Annotated in this window: 14 protein-coding genes; 9 read left to right on the top strand and 5 right to left on the bottom strand. The window is 49.3% G+C overall.

Translation table 11 applies throughout. From position 1 onward, the window contains the following. Positions 1 to 19: 19 nt before the first annotated feature. The 6 genes from nosD (at position 20) to CRO57_RS03500 (ending at position 5,602) form a co-directional block, all read left to right on the top strand. The gene (nosD, locus tag CRO57_RS03525; RefSeq protein WP_170955934.1) at positions 20 to 1,423 is read left to right on the top strand and encodes a nitrous oxide reductase family maturation protein NosD; all 1,404 of its coding nucleotides are present in this window, start codon (positions 20 to 22) and stop codon (positions 1,421 to 1,423) included. Positions 1,424 to 1,476: 53 nt separating this feature from the next. After that, positions 1,477 to 2,271, top strand: a complete 795-nt coding sequence (locus CRO57_RS03520) for a 4Fe-4S dicluster domain-containing protein (RefSeq protein WP_097153172.1) — start codon at positions 1,477 to 1,479, stop codon at positions 2,269 to 2,271. Beyond that, positions 2,268 to 3,245: a NapH/MauN family ferredoxin-type protein gene (locus CRO57_RS03515; RefSeq protein ID WP_097152002.1), complete on the top strand. Its 978-nt coding sequence runs from the start codon at positions 2,268 to 2,270 to the stop codon at positions 3,243 to 3,245. The genes CRO57_RS03520 and CRO57_RS03515 overlap by 4 nt, the downstream gene beginning before the upstream one ends. A 63-nt stretch (positions 3,246 to 3,308) precedes the next feature. After that, complete coding sequence (locus CRO57_RS03510; protein ID WP_097152001.1) at positions 3,309 to 4,178, top strand: ATP-binding cassette domain-containing protein; 870 nt, start codon at positions 3,309 to 3,311, stop codon at positions 4,176 to 4,178. Positions 4,179 to 4,267: 89 nt separating this feature from the next. Continuing rightward, positions 4,268 to 4,741 carry a hypothetical protein gene (locus tag CRO57_RS03505; RefSeq protein ID WP_097152000.1) on the top strand — a complete coding sequence of 158 codons (474 nt, stop codon included), beginning with the start codon at positions 4,268 to 4,270 and terminating at the stop codon, positions 4,739 to 4,741. Between the two features lie 18 nt (positions 4,742 to 4,759). After that, positions 4,760 to 5,602: an ABC transporter permease gene (locus tag CRO57_RS03500; RefSeq protein WP_097151999.1), complete on the top strand. Its 843-nt coding sequence runs from the start codon at positions 4,760 to 4,762 to the stop codon at positions 5,600 to 5,602. Between the two features lie 179 nt (positions 5,603 to 5,781). Here CRO57_RS03500 and CRO57_RS03495 read toward each other — a convergent pair whose 3' ends face one another. From CRO57_RS03495 to CRO57_RS03485, 3 genes are read right to left on the bottom strand one after another with little or no spacing between them, the layout of a single operon-like run. Further along, positions 5,782 to 6,366 carry a TlpA disulfide reductase family protein gene (locus CRO57_RS03495; protein ID WP_097151998.1) on the bottom strand — a complete coding sequence of 195 codons (585 nt, stop codon included), beginning with the start codon at positions 6,364 to 6,366 and terminating at the stop codon, positions 5,782 to 5,784. Between the two features lie 33 nt (positions 6,367 to 6,399). Continuing rightward, positions 6,400 to 7,152 (bottom strand): pentapeptide repeat-containing protein, encoded by a 753-nt coding sequence (locus tag CRO57_RS03490; protein WP_097151997.1) that lies wholly within the window; start codon positions 7,150 to 7,152, stop codon positions 6,400 to 6,402. Positions 7,153 to 7,185: 33 nt separating this feature from the next. Beyond that, complete coding sequence (locus CRO57_RS03485; RefSeq protein ID WP_097151996.1) at positions 7,186 to 7,887, bottom strand: SCO family protein; 702 nt, start codon at positions 7,885 to 7,887, stop codon at positions 7,186 to 7,188. Between the two features lie 257 nt (positions 7,888 to 8,144). Here CRO57_RS03485 and CRO57_RS03480 point away from each other — a divergent pair, with 257 nt between their 5' ends. Together CRO57_RS03480 and CRO57_RS03475 are read left to right on the top strand one after the other, a co-directional pair. Continuing rightward, positions 8,145 to 9,041 carry a bile acid:sodium symporter family protein gene (locus CRO57_RS03480; protein WP_141401173.1) on the top strand — a complete coding sequence of 299 codons (897 nt, stop codon included), beginning with the start codon at positions 8,145 to 8,147 and terminating at the stop codon, positions 9,039 to 9,041. 65 nt (positions 9,042 to 9,106) lie between these two features. Then, positions 9,107 to 9,478: a hypothetical protein gene (locus tag CRO57_RS03475; protein ID WP_097151994.1), complete on the top strand. Its 372-nt coding sequence runs from the start codon at positions 9,107 to 9,109 to the stop codon at positions 9,476 to 9,478. A 1,363-nt stretch (positions 9,479 to 10,841) separates the two neighbouring features. Here CRO57_RS03475 and pcaF read toward each other — a convergent pair. Beyond that, entirely contained in the window at positions 10,842 to 12,047 is a 1,206-nt protein-coding gene (pcaF, locus tag CRO57_RS03470) for a 3-oxoadipyl-CoA thiolase (protein WP_097151993.1), read from the bottom strand. A 273-nt stretch (positions 12,048 to 12,320) separates the two neighbouring features. On the opposite strand from pcaF, the gene CRO57_RS03465 reads away from it, so the two are divergent. Continuing rightward, complete coding sequence (locus CRO57_RS03465; RefSeq protein ID WP_141401172.1) at positions 12,321 to 12,812, top strand: hypothetical protein; 492 nt, start codon at positions 12,321 to 12,323, stop codon at positions 12,810 to 12,812. 171 nt (positions 12,813 to 12,983) lie between these two features. Here the strand turns inward: CRO57_RS03465 and CRO57_RS03460 are convergent, their stop codons facing one another. Then, a complete protein-coding gene (locus tag CRO57_RS03460; RefSeq protein ID WP_097151991.1) occupies positions 12,984 to 14,339 on the bottom strand; it encodes an amidase in 1,356 nt (451 codons plus the stop codon). Positions 14,340 to 14,376 lie beyond the last annotated feature (37 nt).

Raw genomic sequence — 14,376 nt, 5'->3', positions numbered from 1 at the left:
GCGAAAAACGGTCCAGAAAATGCATAATCTTGCCAAAATCATGTCCCTGTTTTGCCTATGGATAGCCCTGTCTTCGGCGTCCACCACAGCATCTGCATCATATGATCTGCAGGCTACCATTGATGCAGCAAAGCCAGGTGAGACCATCATCCCGCCTGCTGGCATCTATAAAGGTAATTTTACCATCACGAACGCCATTACCTTTGATGGTTCCAATGGTGTGATACTGGATGCTGAGGGCAAAGGAACAGTCCTTCTGGTCAAGACCACTGGAGCGACAGTTCAGGACATGATCCTACGTAATTCCGGCCGGCTACATAATGAGTTGGATAGCGGAATTCAGGTACGCGGCGATTTCAATATTCTCAAAAACCTGACGATGGAAAATGTATTGTTCGGTTTTGATATCCAGCAATCCAACAACAACATCGTCAAAAACAACAAGATCAACAGCCGTGATGTCGATCTACCCTTGCGAGGCGACGCAATCCGCCTTTGGTATTCGACCGAGAACAAGATCCTGAACAACATTATCACCGACAGTCGTGATGTGGTGGTCTGGTATTCCAAGAATAACCGTATTGCAGGCAACAAGATCCGACGCGGTCGATATGGCATTCACTTCATGTACAGCCAGTATAACCTGGTCGAGAAGAATGACATTCGCAACAATACCGTTGGCATCTTTCTGATGTATTCCGACGGTATCAAAGTGCTCAACAACAAGATTATTGAGAGCTCCGGCTCATCCGGAATGGGTATTGGCTTCAAGGAAACCTCAGATGTCATCATTGCGGGAAATGATGTGCTGGGCAATTCCGTAGGACTGTATCTTGATGTCTCTCCTTATCAGCCTGATAGCGAGAACCTGATCTCGGACAACAATATCTCCTTCAATGGTATCGGCGTACAATTCCACAGTGATTGGAAAGGCAATCGCATCGTCCATAATGACTTTGCTTCCAATTTCACCCAAATCGTTGTGCGCGGTGGTGGCTCCGCCAGGCGACACCTTTGGGATAGCAATCATTGGGATTCCTATGAAGGTTTCGACAAAAACAAAGATGGAAAAGGCGAATCCCCCTTTGATCTCTGGAGTTATGCCGACCGTCTTTGGATGGACATCATGCCCATCTCCTTCTTCCGCGGCTCCCCTGGCCTGGAAGCACTCGACTTCATTGAAAGACTGGCTCCTTTCTCCGAACCAAAACATCTTATCCGCGACCAACAGCCCATGATGGAGCGGATTGCCGGTCTGGACCCGGTGGAATTGAAGACCAATACCATCCATCCAGAACCGGAAGGGGATTTTGAGAATGAGGCAGAGACCAAACGAGCTGAGGCGGGACCGGCGCCAAAGGTTGTTCACTCTCCTCCCTCAACTGCCCTGCAACTCCTGCTAAAAGCGAGGCAAAGTCAATGACATCCGACCAGTCAAAGACTAACAATGCATCGCCTCCCCCGGCGAACGCAGATATGGACCCACCATCCGATAATAGCGCAGCTCCCGCAAAGGCTACGCCTCCCAAGAAGCGCAAGATGTCCGAACGGCAGAGGGAAGCACGCCGTCGGTTCCTGCGCTCCATCGGCTTTGGCTCTGTCATTCTGGCAGCAGCCTTGAGCGGTGTTTATCCTGTTCTCAAACGCTTGAAAGAGCGTTTGCGTCCACCTGGTGCCATTGATGAAGATGCCTTTCTGGCAGCTTGCATCAAATGCGGCCAATGTGTGCAGGTCTGTCCGGTAGAGGCCATCAAACTCGCTGATGTCGATGAGGGTATGGGCATTGGAGTGCCCTATATTGATGCCCGTACTCAGGCCTGTGATTTCTCCTGTGACGCTACCCAGTGCATTCTGGCCTGCCCGACTGGCGCATTGGACCATGTCATTACCAAGAAAGAAGAAGTCACGATGGGCTTTGCCAAGCTGGTGGAGCCTGAAAATTGCCTTGCCATGCAAGGGCTTGGTTTCAGTGGTACTGCGCGCGGTCCTGATTTTGAAGGCCTGCTACGTTACGAGGAAATTGATCGTTGGACGCCCATCAAGATCGCGGATCATGACTATGATCTGGAGCTTTGCGATCTCTGCGTTCGGGAATGCCCGATTGAAGGGGCAATTTCACTCGAACCTATCTCCAGTGATCCAGGGGACAAGCGTCGCGAACCAATCATTCATAAAAGCTGTGTGGGCTGTGGCACTTGCGAAATGATGTGCCCGGTCGAACCGGCAGTGATCATCATTGAACCCGAAGTATCAATGGAGACGGCAGCATGAGCAAGATTGTCCATTCCATTCTCTTGATGCTTGGCAAAGACGCAGCGAGGCCTGCCCGTGATCAATTTTCACCCAAAGCTCTTGAGATTTTCAAAGGCAAGAAAACCAAGGAAGCAGTGCAAGAACGCATTCGCCTGATCAAGGAAGAGAAAGTCTGGTTCAAACCAGGCACCAAATGGCTGAAACGTCGCTGGGCCTCGGTCATCATCGTCAATCTGTTGTTCGTTTTGTCTTTCTGGCTCGATATTCAACTGATTGAAGGAGCTCTTACCGGCTCTCGCGTTGTCGGCTTCCATATGGCGGACCTGAACTCTGCTTTGCAAGTGATGCTGGCTTACAAGCATATCGTCGTCAATTTGCTGATTGGTACGGCAACTGTTCTATTTGGTTGGTGGCTGCTTGGGGGGCGTACCTTCTGCGCCTGGGCCTGCCCTTATCATCTGCTGGCTGAGATTGCAGAGATGATACATATGAAGCTTGCCGCGAAAGGTCTGGTCAAGGATCACACGTTTGACCGCCGTATGCGTACGGTGTTGTATTTCATCTTTGCCATATTGGCCTTTGTCACTGGCTACACGGTGTTTGAATATATATCTCCAGTTGGCATTCTGTCCCGTGCCTTCACCTATGGAGCAAGCTTTGCCCTTGTCATTGTGGGTATTTTGCTGCTGATAGAGATTTTTTATTCTCGCCGTTTCTGGTGCCGATATGTCTGTCCGATTGGCCTGACCTATGGCTTTGCCGGAGCTCTCTCGCCGGTTCAGATCAAATATGATTCCACCAAATGTTTGCATGAAGGCGAATGCCGCGATGTCTGCATGGTGCCGCATGTTCTGGAACCTACCAAGCTCGGTTTTGCCGATCAGGAATTCCACTATATGGGCGCTGACTGCACGCGTTGCGGTATGTGCCTTGATGCCTGTCCGACAGGGGCGTTGAAGTTCCACATTCGTGGCTCCGACTCCCTGCTCTGATCACTGAACACTTCGGCGAGCTTTGGCTGGCCGAAGATGCCCACTAACTTAAAAGGTAACCCAATGACCGGTCCACTTATCCAAATAAGCGCGTTGGAAAAAACCTTTGTTCGCCGTCCTGTGCTGCAGTCGCTTGATGTGGATATCGCATCAGATGATCGCATTGCACTAATTGGCTCGAATGGTGCAGGCAAGACAACCCTTATCCGCTGTCTGCTTGGCCACTATCGCCATAAGGGAGATATCCTTTTGGCAGGAGAGAAGGTTTCCACCCATAACCGCTCCATGCTGGAAGCCATCGCCTTTGTGCCCCAGCTTCCTCCTCCTCTGAAGATGCCTGTTGCTGATCTGATCAAATTCTCCTGCGCCTCTGGCAAGGCGGACAAAGACAAGATCTGGGACATTGCCGACAAGCTGGGATTGGAACTGGCGATCCTGATGTCTATTCCGTTCAACAGACTTTCAGGCGGTCAGAAACAAAAATTACTGATTTCCATTGCATTGGCTCGCCCGGCGAAATTGTTCATTTTCGACGAACCTTCTGCAAACCTCGACCCCGCCGCCCGCTCTGCATTTCTCGACCTTCTTGCCCAACACAAGGACCGCGCGATGCTGATCGCCAGTCATCGACTGGAAGAGATTGCGTCCTTGGTCAATCGAGTCATCGAGATGGACCAGGGCAAGATCGTGCTGGATGATCGTATCTCCGACCGTTTGAAAGAAGGAGATCGCCGTCTTTGCACGCTGAAACTGGCGGTGCCAAGCGAGGCCCTGTCCAAGACCTTGTCCGAATGGGATTTTTCCATTGCCAGCAATGGCTTGAGTGCTAGCGGCCAGGTAGCAGGGGGAGATATGATCCGCTTTCTGTCCACCCTCTCTCGTTATGGTGGTCTGCTTTCGGACATCAGTTTTGAAAACCTGGGCGAAGACTAATCTTTCATGGTCACGTTTGACCAAGGGCAAGTTTGCATTGCGCAAAAACCCTTAGGCTTACACCAGTTGATTTTGACAGGAGTGGGGGCATGATCCGTTCCATCCTCATTGGTTTGACCGTCGCCGTCTCATTGGGCCTATCGGCGTGTCAGAAACAGACTACCGGTCCGGAACCCATCAAATATGGTCGGGATATGTGCGAGATTTGCCGCATGATTATTTCTGATCCCATGTATGCGACCGAAGTACGCGGTGGACCAAAACGCAAGCTCTACAAGTTTGATGACATTGGTGACGCCATACATTGGCTGGAGACCCGAAGCTGGAAAGATGAGCCAGAGACAGAAATCTGGGTGATGAACAGCGAAACAGCCAAAGACTGGCTGGATGCCAAGAAATCCTATTATGTCGCTGGAGCCCTCACCCCAATGGATTACGGCATCGCGGCTATCAAGGATAATCGCGATGGCGCCTTTGGCTTTGCCAAGATGAAGAAACTCATTTTGGCTCAAGGTCTGTCAGCGCGTTGTGAAATCCCACTCGAAGACATCGAAGAAGAATAAAAACAAAAGGACGACACTATGTCTGCCAAAGCTCGTTCCGGCTTGATGCTCAGTGCTGGTCTGGATTTGAAAGAAGCCATGCGCTCGCGCTGGTTCCATATCTACTCGTTGGTCTTTACCGGCCTGATGGTCCTTCTCATCTCCATGGGCATCACCGAATCACGTGTTCTGGGCTTTACCGGCTTGTCACGCCTGCTGGTGACTTTCATTCAGCTCACCATGGCCATTTTGCCTTTGTTCGTTCTGGTTACCACCGTGCGTTCTCTGGTGGGAGATCGTGAGGCTGGTACGCTGGAATATCTCCTTTCCTTCCCGATCAAACTATCCGACTGGTATTGGGGCAAGTTGCTGGGCCGCTTGTTCGTGGTGGTGGTGCCAATTGGTATCGCTCTGGTCATCGCTGCTGGTTTCAGTCTGATCAAAGGCCATGCCTTACCCTATATGGAGATTGCTTATTATAGCGGCTTGGTAGTCTCACTCTCTCTTTGCTTTCTTGGCTTTGCCTTCTTCCTCTCTTCTATCGCCAAGAGCACAGAATTTGCACTTGGCCTGTCGCTACTCACCTGGCTCTTGCTGGTCGCATTCCTTGATCTGATCTTGATTGGTGTTTTGATCCGAGAAAATTTTGATCCGGACTTCGTGCTTGCGATTGCACTTGCCAATCCATTGCAAACCTTCCGTACGGCCGCCATGATCCTTTTTGACCCACAGCTGGTTCTGCTTGGCCCTGCAGCCTTCCTGATTTTGGACAATTTCGGATCACAAGGCTATGTTTTCTGGGCACTGGCCTACCCAAGCGCCTTGGGCCTGATCTTTGCTGCTCTTGGCTTCTGGCGCATGCGATCGGGAGATCTCGTCTAGAGCATTTTGAATGAATACCCGGTCATTCAAAATGCCCAAGCTATTATTTCCGAGCATATTCTTGTCCGAAAACCGCACACACTTTTCGGGAATAGGCTCTAGCCTATAAGTCAATCACTCAAGCATTAAAAAGGCTCACAACGAGCCTTTTTTCGTCTGATATAGCTAAAAGGTCTTTTTCAAGCAGGCTTCCAATGATCTATTTTATCCTGCAGATAGGCGATAAAATCCTCGGCGTCCCATTTGACCGGCCCCAGGATACGACCAAACTCTTTGCCTTCAGGATCCAGCAAAATGGAAAACGGAATACCGCGCTCACCAAATGTGGTTATGGCCTGCATGCCTGAACCAAGAAAAATTGGCAGATGTTTGATATTGGTGCGATCATAGAATGGCATGACAGCATCGATACCTTTGCGATCCACTGAAATTGGCATGACAAGTAGCTTTTCTGGGTCGAACTTGCCTTGCAAGGCGTCCAGATCCGGCATTTCCTGACGGCAAGAGAAACACCATGTGGCCCAGACATTAACGAGCACAAAGCGCCCCTGATAGCTATCCAGTGTGCTTTCCTCGCCCTTCTCGTTGATCAGTTCAATCACCTTATCGCTCTGATAGGCGGTCGACCCTTCGATCATTTTTTTCAACGGACTGATGATGCTGGATGCTTGTGCCTCTTGTGGCCCAAAGCCGATGGCCAATCCTGCACAGGATGCCAATAGCCCGGCCAGGGTTTGACGACGAGTGGTGATTATCTCTCTCATATTGGATCCTATCAATAAGTATTGCCGGACAATTTAAGGCAGTTTGAGATGTGCTGGTGGCTCAACGACATCTTGCCAGACAACATCGTCCAATACAGCATTCTTAAATGTTGCACCCTTTAGAATTGCCTTGTCAAACCTGGAGCCTTCAAGACTTGCTCCGTCAAGATTGACGCCGACCATACTGGTGCGCGTAAAATTGCCTTCCTCGAAGGTAGCACCTGTCAGTACTGCCCCATCCAGTTTCGCGTCAGTGAAATTGACCTGATAAGAGACTGCACGCAGCATATAAGCATCTTTGAAAGTCGACCCCGAGAAATCAGTCTCTTCCATATTGATGTCTTTCATATTGGCCGTATCAAACGTTACGTCACGTGCCTTTGCAAAATTAAGATTGGTGCCGAACATGAATGCCTTGATGAAGATGCCTTTGGAAATATCCGTTTCATTCATGTTGGTGTGAAACAGATCAGCTTTGGTGAAATTGGCACCAACAAGCGAACTATGCTTGAAGGATGCCCATTTCAGAGTAGCCGCCGAGAAATCTGCCCCATCCAGTTTGCATTTCTCAAAACGCGTATTGCGTAAATCCATGCCAGTAAATTTCGCGCCGGACAGATCACAATTGGAAAAGACCTTGCCTTTCAACTCTGTGCACACCGTCAAATCGTCATTGGGTGCAGGATTCGCGCAATCTGCCGCACTTGCACAGGCAGAAGTCATGATAATTGCACCGCAGGCTATCAGGGCTTTGAAACCTGTATTTGGTTTGGTTTGAACCATCATATCCGTCCTTCGATCCGGCTCGCAAATTTCATACTATTTGGCTTTTTCTTTTAAAATCTTGACCAGTTTCTGATGCTGGGAAAGCGTTGCCTTGATCTCGAAGAGGATTTCATCAAGCGGTTTACCATGACCGAAGCGGGTCACAATGCGACCATTGGGACCGACAAAGGCGATGGAAGCCGTATGGTCGACCGAATACCCCATCGGATCTCCATCTTCGCTTGGAATGAACTTGTATCGGGCGTTGTAGGCATCGACCGCAGCATCGACCATTACTTTTGGCCCGGTCATACCGATGATCTTTGGGTGAAATGCATTCGCATAATCGCGCAAGATAGCCAGAGTATCGCGATCTGGATCAACAGAGATGAAGATGGGCGTGATGACTTTGGCATCATCCCCTAACTGATTGAGAATGTCCGTCATGGTCATCATGGATGTCGGGCAAACATCAGGGCAGAACGTATAACCGAAATAAATCAGGGTGAACTTGCCCAACAAATCCTGATCACCGAACGTCTCCCCCATCCCGGTTTCCAGCATGAATGGACGGCGTGGCTTGTCGCTATCGACATTGCCAGATCCCAGGATCAGCTGAGGGGCTGCCATTGCTGGAGATACAGATTGGGTCGGTTGCATTCCGGTCAACACCATGCTTGCCACCACACCTGACAGCACAACATGCCTCGTCCATTTTTTCGACAGTGAACGTAAGAAGTTGGAAGTATGGACCATGGTTTTGCCTGCACGGGGTCGCAGAAAGAATTGTCTGATAGGCAGATCAGAAAATACCCTCGTAACTTTCTGATTGCTCGCCAAAAATGATTGCAGTCATTCTTTGACACTTCTTATTTTGGTAAAACTGCAAGCAAGCCTCAGCCTTGACTTTTGTTAAGGCTCGAACACCCTCCGGTCACCGATGCTAAGGCTTAACGTCGCAGTTCTTTTGCCTCCCGTTGAAGAGCTGGTGAGGTGAGCAAAAAGGTCCAAACGTGAACACTCCCCTTATTCCTTTGGGGCTGGCAATCATCATGATTACTGTCGGCCTGTCGGTACAGATGCAAGACTTTCGAGCCTTGCGCAAGCACATGTCAGCCGTCTCCGCAGGACTTATCGCACAAGTTCTGATCTTGCCAATGCTGGCGTTGAGCATTGGCCTGGTTCTAAAACTTGATCCCGTGTATGCGATAGGCCTTGTGGTTTTGGCTGCAGCACCGGGAGGGATCACATCAAATTTTCTTTCTGTTCTTGCTCGCGGCAAGGTGGCGCTGTCTGTTTCCCTGACCGTGCTGACGAACATGCTGGCCTTTGTGACTATCCCCGTTGTTTTGTCCATAACACTCTTGGCAATCGCAGAGCCATCTCTTGGTGAGCAATCAACTCAATCCCTCTTTGCCCTTCCCTTTGGACGTATGGTGATTGGTGTTCTTGTGATTTCTGCCTTACCTCTTGCTCTGGGAATGACCATTCGGCATTTCTTCCCCGATTTTTCGGGACGGATCGTCAGACAAGCTCGTTTTGTGGCATCCGCTATCTTTGGCGCTATTGTCGTCACATCTTTTGTGACGGAATGGGGATCAATATCCAGCCATTGGTCAGTCGTCGGACCTGCCGTGATCTTGTTGAATTGTCTATCCATTGGTTCTGCCCTGATAATGTCGAGATTCTTCTCTCTAACCGCTTCGGAAGCGATCACAATCGCCGTAGAATGTGGGTTGCAAAATGTCGCCTTGGCCTTGGTCATTTGCCAGCTACTGCTTGGCAATAGTGCGCTGATGGTTCCCGCTTCAATTTATGCCCTCGTAATGAACATTTCGATTCTGGGCCTCATTTACATCGGACAAAGCTTGATCAAACCAGGTACAGCAAGACCTGTAGACACACTCTGATTCGTATATTTCTGCCTTTAGGGCAGCTAAATCTTTCCTGATTTGCAATGACAAGGATAAACGTCATGAAACCTCGCGGATCCAACCTTCTAATCGCGACCATATTGGTAATGACAGTTAGCTCATCCAATGCTTTGGCTGGCAATATTCTCACTCCAGAGCGCATGAATGCCATTGAAAAGCTTGGCCAACTGACTGGTATTGGCCTCTTCTGCGGCCATCACGATGCAGCGATTCCACTTAAGGAGGTGGTAATTGAGGTCGCAGACAAACATCATATGGACGAAGCGACCCGGGCCAAGCTTGGAAATGCCTATCACAGCACGCGTGACAAAGCATTCAATAGCGGCAAGCAAGGCGACTATGAATGCCCGAAGCTCCAACAGTTTCAGTCTGAGGCTCTTCTCGCCAAACTGAATGTCTCACAAGCATTCTAGGCGTAAGCCTTCCATATTCATCGCTCAAGCGCCGGAGTTGTCACTGGCGCTTTTTGAATGCCGCTTCAAGCATTGGCTTCCAACTGAATATATGGAGGGAATATTTGCTTCAGCCGATAACAAACAAAGGTAAATCCGTCAAAGCTGACGGACTACCTTGCTGTCTCATGAAATCATGATAGATGCTTTTGCGACCCCCACAAAAGCAATCCCCAAAACTGACAGGTCCCCACCATCAGCTCGCCTAACCGGACCGGCGATCTTTGCTGATCAGAATTGTGTTGACCAGCATATCTCTTCTATCGTCAAGGCAAATTCACCTGCAATTTCAGGCTTACTCGTCTGCTCAGATCTAGGACACATGATTAAGAAACCCATGTCTCCAATGATATGACTATAGCAGACAACATGGTTAAAAATGCAAGCGTTAGATATAGTATCTGTGTGAATTCACAAGATTGTCCCGTTTCACACCCAAATACACACGCTCTAGTGTTCAAGAACCAAATATTATTTCAAATAATAGGCAATAATGAACAATATTGTCCCCATGGGCTGGCCGCCGCTGCGGGGACAACGACGGCCAGCTGGCGAAAACTGGTTTCAGAATCGCCAAACGGGCTATTCGCCCTACGCCAGACTTTCCACCCAAAGGGTGTGCATTGCGGCATCTAGTGGGGGACGTGCCGCAAACGCATCTGGACGCTTCGTTGCTCTCATCTACAGGCCGTAAGGAGGACACAAGCCTGTTAGAGAGCGATTTCCTACCCCATTGAACTCGGTAAAGCTCTGAGAGTAAAAGTTTAGACAACCATACCAATTATACGTTCTCGTATTCTTCTTCTCACGGGAAAGAACACGACTAGATCGCAAAATTTGGTTTCACTTCAATGATACTTGATTGCCTACATTCGGGTTTGGTATCAAATGCTGTGTCTTTTTGAAACCAAGCCAACCCATTGACCTAACAGGAAATAAGGATAGCACCTGTCTTTTCATCATTATCAACATATCATGCAAAAATCAGTAAAAAACCTGATAGCACTGACTCTGAGAAAAGTACCATTTCCCGAGGCGGGTTTAATCTAGCCACATCTTAAACCCGACCCTGTCACCTCAATGGTCGGGCCTTGTTAATCCAACTCATGCAGCTTTGCAATAACCACATTAACTATACTAATGCGTATTACTACTTAACTTTACAGATTTTAGTATAAAGCAAGAAATTTTACAAAATTTAGGAGGTAAAATAGAAAAAACACCCCTTTTTTTTGATCAAATGGGATGTTTTATGTTTTTGCAATACAGGAAAATCTTGTGGATAATCCGAAAGTATAATGCGGAAAATGCAGGAAATGATTGACTAGACTGCTTCGATAGCAATCGCAATCCCCTGCCCCACACCGATACACATCGTTGCCAACGCCCGTTTTCCGCCATTCTTACGCAATTGCAGAGCGGCTGTGCCTGTAATCCGGGCCCCTGACATTCCAAGGGGGTGCCCCAACGCGATGGCTCCTCCATTGGGGTTGACCTGCTCTGCGTCATCCGGCAGTCCCAGATCACGCATCACGGCCAAGCCTTGAGAGGCGAAGGCTTCATTCAACTCGATGACATCGAAATCATCAATTGTCAGTTCCAAGCGGGCCATGAGTTTTTTCGAAGCTGGTGCCGGGCCAAACCCCATGATACGTGGAGCCAAACCAGCAGTCGCTCCGCCCAGAATTCTCGCTATCGGCTTTAACCCATACTTCTCAACGGCCTGTTCTGATGCAATGATCAGGCCTGCAGCGCCATCATTAACGCCGGACGCATTACCGGCGGTAACAGTCCCCCCCTCGCGAAATGGTGCTTTCAATTTTGCCAACCCTTCCACCGTTGTTCCACGACGGATATGCTCATCATGCTCTACGACAACAGGATCTCCTTTACGCTGAGGTATGGTGACCGAAGTGATTTCTTCGGCAAAACGACCTGATTCCTGAGCTTTGATTGCCTTGTCTTGGGAACGCCCTGCAAATGCATCCTGATCTTCGCGCGAAACTGCAAAATCTTCTGCAACATTCTCTGCGGTCTCAGGCATGGAATCGATCCCGAACTGCTTCTTCATCAGCTTGTTTACAAAGCGCCAACCAATCGTGGTGTCGTAGATCTCAGCATTGCGAGAGAAGGCGCTTGTTGCTTTTGGCATGACAAAAGGAGCGCGTGACATGGATTCTGCACCTCCTGCGATCATGATCTCAGCTTCTCCCGCCTTTATGGCACGGGCGCACATCATGATGGCATCCATCCCAGAGCCACAGAGACGATTGACTGTTGTACCGGGAACAGACTGCGGCATTCCAGACAACAATACGGCCATACGGGCCACATTGCGATTGTCCTCACCTGCCTGATTGGCATTGCCCAAGATCACATCATCAATGGCTTCCCAATCAACAGAACTGTTGCGCTCCATAAGTGCTTTCAACGGAATAGCTGCGAGATCGTCTGCCCGTACGGTAGAAAGAGCGCCACCGAAGCGGCCAATAGGCGTGCGGATATAATCACAAATGAATGCTTGCGTCATGGTCCCCGTAGTTCCTTGTATATCAGACGACCTTCTCAGGATCAGCTCGTCTACTTCTGATTGCGCGATTTTATGTTACGAAATTTCATAAAGTATATTCATTTTTGAAACATATACAATTCTATTTGTAAAAATCCTTATGCACCTTTTGACACTTATGCAAAAGAATACGAGTCTCTTTGCTCCTCTTTAACCCCTTTGCCCTATAGAAAGCTGAAATTTTGGGGACCGCCTTCATGCGCCAAGTTGCGCATTACAATTGTGGGGACGATTGTGACGTTACACTCTATTTTTGCCAATCACCAGCCAATGCGTTGGTGGGCAACTGGAATTATCCTTGCCTCAATTGCTGGATGTTCAGATACCATAACCGCCAACAGTCTCGGCGTGGATAAGGTTGCTACCAATCAGTGCCTGACAGCCGACCAGATCACGAATGAGGGGATCGTAATCCCACGCGGCACAAAGGGGTATATGCAGGAAAATCTGGGCAGGGAGAGCTTTGTTATCACGAACAGGTTGACCGGACTGCCCATCGCTTATGACATTACCGGCCAACAAAAACTAATGGCAGGTTGCTCAGGTGGCAGTGTTGATCCGATTACGACTGCAGGCATCAACCGACCTGTCCAGCAGCAGATAAGACGTTCGGTTTATCCGGTACAACCACCTATTCCACCAATGCCTGTTCAGCCCTATCCGGCTCAGCCCGGCTATGGTGGCCAGACGATCTATCAGCAAACAACAGGCTATCCAGCGCAATGATGAATGCACATTCGGCTTGTTTGATAATTTAAAACCGAAATGGCGTTATCACTTTAAGCCTTTCTCGTGATTTTGGAATCACAGGAAAGGCTTAAACTCATTGCTTTTTGAAGAGAGTTCTTGTTTGAAGAATGCTTCAACTTTTGAAAATGCGCTTCAAATGTAGCAGCGTCATTTTGCATTCAGTACCATATCAATGCTCTGTGCAATATCTTGTACCAGTGCATCCTGCCCCATCTCACCCATGACCATCATGCCCACTGGTGCGGTATCTTCTCCTCCCACCGGAATACTCGCAGCAGGAACCCCCAGCACGTTGCCTATGGCAGTGTTGCGCAGAACTTTCAGGTTGGTCTCAATGTAAGCATCATCAGATGAGAGCAATGGTTTGATCTCTGGCGGAACAACTGCCACAGAAGGCAACAGAACTGCATCATAATTACGAGTTGCCAGATGTGTACGCTCCTGCATATCTCTTTGCAGAGCCAGCATCTCGATATAATCAGCGGCTGAAATCGATTGAGCCGCCTTAATGCGGCTGGCCACGCGAGGATCGAAATCTGCCTCATCTGAGCTGATCAAATCTCTATGCAGATGCCAGGCTTCCGGCCCAGCCAAGGAACCAAGCTCTGCAATATCCGAGAAGCGATTGATTGCATCGATCTTTACCCTCTCCAATCTCGCGCCAGCCTGAGACATCTTTTCGAGTGCGCGTACAAAACCGCCGGCCACTTCCACATCCAGACCGTCCAGAGCGATGGTTTCCAGAATGGCAAAGCGCATCCCGGCAAGTGGTCGTATATTGGCTTCCGGTACGGGCAAACCAGCCATGACATGATCCAGAATACGGCAACATTCCATAGATCTTGCAATAGCACCAATGGTATCAAGCGAGCTGGACAAAGGGAAGATGCCATCCATGGAGTGCCGATCTAGAGAGGGCTTGAATCCATAAAGCCGATTAAAGGCGGCCGGGATACGGATGGATCCACCAGTATCAGATCCCAAGGCAGCGATGGCCATATTCTCGGCCACAGATATGGCGGCACCAGAAGAAGACCCACCTGGCACACGTCCGATCCGGCGATCCCAGACATTCAAAGGAGTGCCATGGTGCGGGTTGATACCAAGACCGGAATAAGCGAACTCAGTCATATTGGTATGACCAAGGAAAATGGCTCCAGCCGCTCGCAGATTCTCTATCACCTTCGCATCTTTGCTCGCAGGCTCTGTGTCGGCCAAAACCCTGGAACCAGCAGTGGTCACTTCACCAGTAATATCAAAGAGATCCTTAATCGAAATTGGAATACCAGCAAGTGGGCCTTGCGGCACATTCATTTTGCGCAAAGCATCAGAGGCCGCTGCTTGCGTGATTGCATTATTCTTGAAGGTTCGTATGAAGGTTCGGCTGCCCTCGCCTTCCTCGCGTTCGATGGCGCTAAAGGCATTGCTCACCAGATCGACGGCGCTTACCTGACCCTCTTCCAAGGCTTTTCGAGCTGACGCAATTGTCCACGTCTGGGTCATGACCTCTATCCTCTCCGCAAATTTTGCCGCATCCGAG

This window comes from Cohaesibacter gelatinilyticus (assembly GCF_900215605.1).
In the GTDB taxonomy this organism is placed as follows: Bacteria; Pseudomonadota; Alphaproteobacteria; order Rhizobiales; family Cohaesibacteraceae; genus Cohaesibacter; species Cohaesibacter gelatinilyticus.
This window is presented reverse-complemented; position numbering and strand designations above follow the sequence as displayed.

Bases quoted from the DNA above. Each gene is read 5' to 3' on its own strand.
- CRO57_RS03490 (WP_097151997.1), bottom strand. From the start codon at position 7,152: ATGATGGTTCAAACCAAACCAAATACAGGTTTCAAAGCCCTGATAGCC.
- pcaF (WP_097151993.1), bottom strand. From the start codon at position 12,047: ATGACGCAAGCATTCATTTGTGATTATATCCGCACGCCTATTGGCCGC.
- CRO57_RS03510 (WP_097152001.1), top strand. From the start codon at position 3,309: ATGACCGGTCCACTTATCCAAATAAGCGCGTTGGAAAAAACCTTTGTT.
- CRO57_RS03495 (WP_097151998.1), bottom strand. From the start codon at position 6,366: ATGAGAGAGATAATCACCACTCGTCGTCAAACCCTGGCCGGGCTATTG.
- CRO57_RS03485 (WP_097151996.1), bottom strand. From the start codon at position 7,887: ATGGTCCATACTTCCAACTTCTTACGTTCACTGTCGAAAAAATGGACG.
- CRO57_RS03500 (WP_097151999.1), top strand. From the start codon at position 4,760: ATGTCTGCCAAAGCTCGTTCCGGCTTGATGCTCAGTGCTGGTCTGGAT.
- CRO57_RS03460 (WP_097151991.1), bottom strand. From the start codon at position 14,339: ATGACCCAGACGTGGACAATTGCGTCAGCTCGAAAAGCCTTGGAAGAG.
- CRO57_RS03505 (WP_097152000.1), top strand. From the start codon at position 4,268: ATGATCCGTTCCATCCTCATTGGTTTGACCGTCGCCGTCTCATTGGGC.
- CRO57_RS03520 (WP_097153172.1), top strand. From the start codon at position 1,477: ATGGACCCACCATCCGATAATAGCGCAGCTCCCGCAAAGGCTACGCCT.
- CRO57_RS03515 (WP_097152002.1), top strand. From the start codon at position 2,268: ATGAGCAAGATTGTCCATTCCATTCTCTTGATGCTTGGCAAAGACGCA.
- CRO57_RS03475 (WP_097151994.1), top strand. From the start codon at position 9,107: ATGAAACCTCGCGGATCCAACCTTCTAATCGCGACCATATTGGTAATG.
- nosD (WP_170955934.1), top strand. From the start codon at position 20: ATGCATAATCTTGCCAAAATCATGTCCCTGTTTTGCCTATGGATAGCC.